Origin of the sequence: Paenibacillus sp. P22, assembly GCF_000469945.2 — a bacterium.
GTDB lineage: Bacteria > Bacillota > Bacilli > Paenibacillales > Paenibacillaceae > Paenibacillus_O > Paenibacillus_O humicus.
Genome location: NZ_CBRA020000203.1, coordinates 1 through 5,815, shown reverse-complemented (window position 1 = coordinate 5,815; position 5,815 = coordinate 1). Strand labels below are relative to the sequence as shown.

General features: G+C 59.4%; 3 protein-coding genes and 2 pseudogenes. 4 read left to right on the top strand and 1 reads right to left on the bottom strand.

Annotated features, from left to right (window positions below):
- Window positions 1-76 precede the first annotated feature (76 nt).
- Window positions 77-1,093: pseudogene (locus tag BN871_RS22670) on the top strand (ABC transporter ATP-binding protein); the annotation flags it as partial.
- Between the two features lie 62 nt (window positions 1,094-1,155).
- Window positions 1,156-2,960 (top strand): annotated as a pseudogene (locus BN871_RS22665) (ABC transporter ATP-binding protein).
- A 305-nt stretch (window positions 2,961-3,265) separates the two neighbouring features.
- On the opposite strand, the gene BN871_RS22660 reads toward BN871_RS22665, so the two are convergent.
- A complete protein-coding gene (locus tag BN871_RS22660; RefSeq protein ID WP_048749052.1) occupies window positions 3,266-3,496 on the bottom strand; it encodes a hypothetical protein in 231 nt (76 codons plus the stop codon).
- Between the two features lie 18 nt (window positions 3,497-3,514).
- On the opposite strand from BN871_RS22660, the gene purT reads away from it, so the two are divergent.
- Both purT and BN871_RS22650 read left to right on the top strand, forming a co-directional pair.
- A complete protein-coding gene (gene purT / locus BN871_RS22655; protein WP_048749050.1) occupies window positions 3,515-4,699 on the top strand; it encodes a formate-dependent phosphoribosylglycinamide formyltransferase in 1,185 nt (394 codons plus the stop codon).
- Between the two features lie 230 nt (window positions 4,700-4,929).
- Window positions 4,930-5,745 carry a GDSL-type esterase/lipase family protein gene (locus tag BN871_RS22650; RefSeq protein ID WP_021881080.1) on the top strand — a complete coding sequence of 272 codons (816 nt, stop codon included), beginning with the start codon at window positions 4,930-4,932 and terminating at the stop codon, window positions 5,743-5,745.
- Window positions 5,746-5,815 lie beyond the last annotated feature (70 nt).

The window sequence follows — 5,815 nt, the reverse complement described above, 5'->3', positions numbered from 1 at the left end:
GTCAAGGCCGGCCTTATATTCGCTAAGGGGAATTCCCGTTTATGATGATCATCGATGAACTTGAACATACAGGCACGTCGTCATCCTGCTCGTAGCCGGGGGGSTGCGGGTCATCGACGGGCCTCTGACGCTTGGGGAGCTTGTCGCCTTCTTCAGCATGATCTGGTACATCATCGGTCCGATGTGGAACATCGGCTTCCTCATCAACAACTACACGCAGTCCAAGGCTTCCGGGGAGCGCGTGCTTGAACTTCTCCATTCCTACGTCCATGTGAAAAGCGTCGAGGACGCGGTCGTCCTCGACAAGGATACGATCAAAGGCCATGTCCGGTTTGAAAACGTCACCTTCTCTTATGCGGACAAGGAGCCTGCCCTGCGGGACATCAGCTTCGACGCCCCTCCGGGCAAGGTGATCGGCCTGCTGGGCGGCACAGGCTCCGGCAAGAGCACGATCATCCAGCTGCTGATGCATGCCTACAACGTCAAGCAGGGCCGCATCACGGTCGACGGCTTCGATATCCGCAACGTCGACGTCCAGAGCCTGCGCAGCCAGATCGCGACCGTCTTCCAGGAAACCTTCCTGTTCTCGGCCTCGATCCGCGACAACATCGCTTATGCCAACAAGGACGCTACGATGGAGGAGATCGAACGCGCGGCCAAGCTGTCCAAAGCCCATGAATTCATCATGGAGCTGCCGCTCGGCTACGACACGCTCGTCGGCGAGCGCGGCATGGGCCTCTCGGGCGGCCAGAAGCAGCGGATCGCGATTGCCCGGGCCTTGATCCGCAATCCGCATATCCTCGTGCTCGACGACGCTACGAGCGCGGTCGACATGGAAACCGAGCATGAGATCCAGGCCGGCTTCAAGGAACTGATGCGGGGCCGGACGACGTTCATCATCGCCCACCGCATCAGCTCGCTCAAGGACGCCGACGAAATTCTCGTCCTGGACGGAGGCCGGATCACCCAGCGCGGCACCCATCAGCAGCTGATCCGCCAGCAAGGTCCTTACCGCGACGTCTACAACATCCAGTACGCCGACCGTCCGCAAAGCGGCGAAGACGAGCCGGCCGTGAAGGGAGGAACGGCATAATGGCAAGCAAGAAGAAGGACATCCTTGCGGAAACCGGCCAGGCGGGAAGCCTGGACGGACAAATGCAGGCCGCGGCGGAATCCCAGCGCCAGCGGTTCAAGTACCAGGATGACGACATCATCGAGAAGCCGTTCAACTGGAAGCAGATCGGACGCCTGTTCGGCTACATGAAGCCGTATTACCGCCAGCTCATCCCGATGGTGTTCATGATGCTGCTCGGCACGTTCACGCGCCTGGCCGCTCCGGCCGTCATCATCCTGGCCATCGACGACGCCATCGGCAAAAACGACAAGAGCATGCTGCTCATGTACGGCGGCGTCATGCTGGCACTCTACATCATCCAATGGATTGCGAACGCGATCCGGATCAAGTATACGAACATTATCGGACAGAAGGTCATCTTCGACCTGCGGCAGCAGCTGTTCGAGCATATCCAGAAGCTCAGCTTCCGCTTCTTCGACAAGCGCCCGGCCGGCTCCGTGCTCGTGCGCGTCACCAACGACGTCAACTCGCTGCAGGACCTGTTCACGAGCGGAGTCGTCAACCTGCTCATGGACTGCATCCAGCTCGTCGGCATCGTGGCGATTCTGCTCCTCTGGAACTTCAAGCTCGGCCTCGCGTCATGATCACGGTTCCGCTCATGTTCGTCGTCTCGACGGCTCTGCGCAAGCGGATCCGCTTCGCCTGGCAGGACGTCCGGATCAAGCAGTCCCGCCTCAATTCCCATCTCAACGAAGCGATCCAGGGAATGAAGGTGACGCAGGCTTACGTCCAGGAGAAAGAAAACTACAAGTTCTTCGACAATATGAACACGGTCAACCTGAACAGCTGGAACCGCGCATCGGCGCTCAACCAGACGTTCGGTCCGGTCATCGAAATCACCTCGGCGATCGGCACGCTGATTCTGTTCTGGTACGGCTCCCATCTCATCCAGGTCGGAGCGATCACGATCGGCGTGCTCGTCGGCTTCGCCAACTACGTGGGCAACTTCTGGGATCCCATCAACCGGCTTGGCCAGATGTACTCCCAGCTGCTCGTCGCGATGGCGAGCTCGGAGCGGATCTTCGAGTTCATCGACGAGGATCCTACCGTCAAGGAAAGCGGCCGCGCCCGCCTGCTGACCGGCATCAAGGGCGATGTCAGCTTCGAGAATATTGTCTTTGAATATGAAAAGGGCCGCCCGGCCTTGAAAGGCATCTCGCTGGAGGCTCGCGCGGGCCAGTCGATCGCCCTCGTCGGGCATACGGGCTCAGGCAAAAGCACGATCATCAATCTGCTCTGCCGATTCTACGATCCGGTGGAAGGCAGGGTGACGATCGACGGCACCGACATCCGCGACGTCACCCTCGAAAGCTTGCGCACGCAGGTCGGCATCGTGCTTCAGGACACGTTCATCTTCTCCGGCACGATCCGCGACAACATCCGCTTCGGGCGGCTGAACGCGACCGACGAGGAGGTGGAGATGGCGGCGCGCGCCGTGCATGCCCATGATTTCATCGCCAGCCTTCCCGACGGCTACGACACCGAGGTCCAGGAGCGCGGCAGCGTGCTGTCGATGGGCCAGCGGCAGCTGCTCAGCTTCGCCCGGGCGCTGCTCGCCGATCCGGCGATTCTCATCCTCGACGAGGCGACGGCGAGCATCGACACCGAGACGGAGCTCAAAATTCAAGAAGCGCTCAAGACGCTGCTGGCCGGCCGCACGAGCTTCATCATCGCTCACCGTCTCTCTACGATCCGCCACTGCGACAATATCATCGTGCTGGATCACGGGCGCATCGTCGAGCAGGGCGACCATGCCCAGCTGATGCTGCACGGAGGCGTGTACCGCGGGCTCATCGATGCCCAGTACCGGTTCCTCTCCGCCTAGGCGAGCGGCTGGAGGAGAGGCGCCAAGGCTGCTTCCAAGCCGTAGGCTTCAGGATAGATCCCTTCCCTCCGCTAAGCCGCATTGGCAGGAATAAAGCTCGTTTCAAGCCTTGATCCGCTCATGCAAAGCGGGACATGCACCGATAAGGTCCGTTCCGAGCCTGCTCCTTATTTTTCCAGGCTGAGCTTTGGGGACGGAATGATCATTTGCGATTCACCTGCCGAATGCGGCAGCGAACGATTAGAAAAGACCCGGGATCGGCAGAGCGCGCTCTGCCGATCCCGGGTCTTCCCTTTTTTTCTCGTTCAAACAATGACGGCTTCCTGATGCGGAACAGCTGCCTTATACTCTTGGCTGAATCGTTTCGCGTGCATCGCAGCTTCAGGCACCGATTCATCGTTCCCTAGGCGATCCAAGAGCTCATCCGCATAGGTTTCTCCATAAGGCAAGCTTGATTTTTCGATAGACAGCATCCACAATAAGATGACATTCGTCTCGGTATACATTGCCATGGAGGCAGATGCCATCAACGCCATTATATAGGGGGTATCATCATGTCCTACGGTTCTCCGCTCTCTTCGCGGGCCCGCAAAATGCTTCTGCTCGGTTCAGGCGAGCTCGGCAAGGAAGTGATTATCGAAGCGCAGCGTCTGGGAGTCGAGACGGTCGCCGTCGACCGGTATGCAGACGCTCCCGCCATGGGCGTCGCCCATCGCTCCCATGTCATCGATATGCTGGATCCGGAGCAGCTCCGGAATCTGATCAAGCTGGAGAAGCCCGACCTCATCGTTCCGGAAATCGAAGCGATCGCCACCTCCACTCTCGTAGAGCTGGAGCAGGAGGGCTTCAAGGTCGTTCCGACGGCAAGAGCCGCCAGGCTGACGATGGACCGGGAGGGCATCCGCAGGCTCGCGGCCGAGACGCTGCGCCTGCCGACAGCGCCGTACCGGTTCGCCGACTCCTACGAGGAGATGCGCGACGCCGTGCTGGAGCTCGGACTGCCATGCGTCATCAAGCCGATCATGAGCTCGTCGGGCAAAGGCCAGAGCGTCTGCCGCTCCGAAGCGGAGATCGCCAGCTGCTGGAATTACGCCATGGAAGGCGGACGCGCCAAGAAGAAACGCGTTATCGTCGAAGGCTTCGTCCATTTCCAATCCGAAATCACGCTGCTCACGGTCCGTTCCGTATCGGGCACGGTCTTCTGCGAGCCGATCGGCCATGTGCAGAAGGACGGCGATTATATCGAATCGTGGCAGCCTCACGGCATGAGCGCCGCCCAGCTGGAGCAGTCGGAGCATATCGCCAGGCAGATCACGGACGCTCTCGGCGGCTGGGGCTTGTACGGAGTCGAGCTGTTCCTGACGGAAGAGGGCGTCCTGTTCAGCGAAGTGTCGCCGAGGCCGCATGATACGGGCATGGTCACGATGGCCACCCAGGACCTGTCCGAATTCGCGCTGCATGTGAGGGCGATTCTCGGCTTCCCGGTTCCTTCTGTCCGTCTGCTGTCCCCTGGAGCGAGCCATACGCTCAAGGCGACCCGGGACCACCGCGATTTCACGATCGAAGGCCTGGAGGACGCGCTTGCGGTTCCATCGACTCAAGTTCGGGTGTTCGGCAAGCCCGACACGCGAAAGGGCCGCCGCATGGCGGTAGCGCTCAGCACCGCCTCGAATGCCGAGGAAGCGAGAGCTCTCGCCAGATCCGCCGCCGAAGCTTTATCCGTCCGCTACAACGATTGATTTGCCGGCGTCGCCGGCAGCTCGGCGCATGCACAGCCGTTCCGGTTCTCCTGCTTCAAGGAGAATCCCGGAGCGGTTTTTTCATGTCGCTCCCGATGCGGGACCTTAGGGTGTCAAAAGCCGGAAATCATTGTGCTGGCTTTATTTGCAAATTCTTGTCGAAAGCCTTATTTTTAAGTACAAAGCGTCGTAAATTAAAAAACGGTAAATGAGTCAAGGGGGAAAAGAGAATGGATTCCAGCCGGTTATGGCGGATTCTTGGCACCGGCTCGCTTGCAGCCACGCTGCTGCTCGGCGGAGGCTTTGTTTATGCCGTTCAGGACATGCTCGGCAGCGGAAGCGGGCTGACAGCTCCGGCAAAAAAGCCCGTCCTCGCGGAGACGGGCGGTTCCTTCGCAGCGGCTTCAACCATTTATGTGACCGCGCTGGGGGATTCCTTGACGAAAGGCGTCGGGGACAACACCGGCGAAGGGTATGTGAAGCAGGTGATCAAAGGCCTCGGCCAGGCGACAGGAAAACCGGTTCAGCAAATCAACAACTTGGCTGTCGCCGGCCTGACGGCCAGCGAGCTGGACGAAATGCTGGAAAAGGACCAGGGGATGGCCTACCCGATCCGGCAGGCGAACCTGATTTTGCTCACGATCGGAGGCAACGACTTGTTCCGGACTGCATTGTCGCAAGCGGAGGAAGGCAATGCATCCGATATTTCGGTGGAAAGCGTCGCGTCGCGCATTCCGGAAGCCATTGCATCGTTCAAGAGCGTGATCGGCCGGATCCGCGCCATCAATCCGGACGCGACCATCGCTTATGCCGGCCTATATAATCCATTCTACGACATTCCCGAATTGAAAGAAGGAATCGTTCCCGTACAGAAATGGAACGACGAGGCTTTCGCCGTCCTGAGCAAGGACCCGCATGCGGTTCTCGTTCCGGTGCTGGATCTGTTCCAGCTGCATGGCTCCGGCTATTTGTCCTCCGACCATTTTCATCCCAATCACGAAGGCTATGAGAGAATCTCGGACCGCATCATCCAGTCGCTGAGCTGAATGAAGAGAATCGCCGGATGATTCGGAAACAGGGAACGGACCCAGATATAGAGGATCAGGACAGGAGGCG

What these genes read in the sequence shown, in the direction of transcription:
- BN871_RS22660 (WP_048749052.1), bottom strand. Translation starts at nt 3,496, where the DNA reads ATGGCGTTGATGGCATCTGCCTCCATGGCAATGTATACCGAGACGAAT.
- purT (WP_048749050.1), top strand. Translation starts at nt 3,515, where the DNA reads ATGTCCTACGGTTCTCCGCTCTCTTCGCGGGCCCGCAAAATGCTTCTG.
- BN871_RS22650 (WP_021881080.1), top strand. Translation starts at nt 4,930, where the DNA reads ATGGATTCCAGCCGGTTATGGCGGATTCTTGGCACCGGCTCGCTTGCA.